The organism is Luteibacter sp. P4_E6 (genome assembly GCF_056401535.1).
Window position 1 is genome coordinate 1 of sequence record NZ_JBFUJE010000853.1, and the last position, 1132, is coordinate 1132.

The 1132-nt window shown below is 55.5% G+C and carries 2 protein-coding genes; one reads left to right on the forward strand and one right to left on the reverse strand.

The features are described 5' to 3' along the window. Positions 1-169: 169 nt before the first annotated feature. Positions 170-430, forward strand: coding sequence for a helix-turn-helix domain-containing protein (locus tag AC1DT2_RS24085; protein WP_477299228.1), 261 nt, complete (start codon positions 170-172; stop codon positions 428-430). A 34-nt stretch (positions 431-464) separates the two neighbouring features. Here AC1DT2_RS24085 and AC1DT2_RS24090 read toward each other — a convergent pair whose 3' ends face one another. Next, positions 465-809 (reverse strand): type II toxin-antitoxin system RelE/ParE family toxin, encoded by a 345-nt coding sequence (locus AC1DT2_RS24090; RefSeq protein ID WP_477299230.1) that lies wholly within the window; start codon positions 807-809, stop codon positions 465-467. Between the last annotated feature and the right edge of the window lie 323 nt (positions 810-1132).

Sequence of the window (1132 nt, forward strand, 5' to 3'; positions counted from 1 at the left end):
GGGTGGCTACTGCTTGACCAGAATTCTAAAACTTATATAATTGGACCCGCGGCCGCCTCCCCAGAGAGGCCATGGCCCTACTACTGAAGCAACAGTCCTCCGCTGGAGGCACCAAATGACCACATCGAATCTATACGAAATGTTCTCCACGGATCCCGTGGAGTTCAACATGCAGGCACTCAAGGCAAAGCTGGCGATCATTCTGATCGAGCTAGTCCGTGCCCGGCAATGGACACAGACGACCGCCGCCGAAAAGCTGCATGTCACCCAACCCCGGATGAGCAACCTGGCCCGAGGTAAGCTGGACAAGTTCTCTATCGATGCGCTCCTGGAGATGCTCGTGCGWGCGGGGTACAAACTGGAAACGGACATCGATCCCAGTAATGTCGCCCAACCCGTGTCACTGGCCATAAAAAAAGCGGTGCTGTGAAGCACCGCCTTTTAGCTCCGCACGTCGCCCCTGCTTACCCGTAGCCCTTCAATCGCTGCCTTACCACCTCAACGAGCGTCTTGTCCTGGCCTTCACAGGATTTCGAGCGCGMCGCCAGGATTACTACCTTGCCTTCATACTTGGTCGTGTAAACCAAGCGATAGGCGGGCCTGCCGTTGATCTTCATCTCTACGATCCCCTTGCCGGCCGAGGACAAGTGCGAGATCGGCAACACGGGCTCAAGCCCCAACTCCAACTGCTCGATCGATACCAGGAACTGATGCCTGATCGACGCTGGCAGCGCCTCCATTTCTTTTACTACCTGCTTGCTGAAATCGCAGCGTCGCCGCTGCTTTGGTTTAACGTCGTCGGTGCCCATATTGGAATGCCCTGTAAGTGTTGATTTGCGTCATGTCGCTTCTCCATGGTGTGGCCCGTTAGAAAGGGGCCGATGGTCGGTTAAGGCCGCCTCAATGGCAGCACTTAAAGCATATAAAAATTAGTATGTATTGTCAAGATCTCATGACCGTTCGACACTCCTGATTGACGGCAAGCGCCGCCCTTTCGGCCTTTCCGGGGGCCAATACCGGAACACTGAGGGCTGTCCATGGGAAGTCTTCCCAGTCAACCCAGCGACGCTGACATCACCTATGCCAGCCCCAAACGAGCATTTGGAGCCGCCCGCTTGCCAATGTACTGATA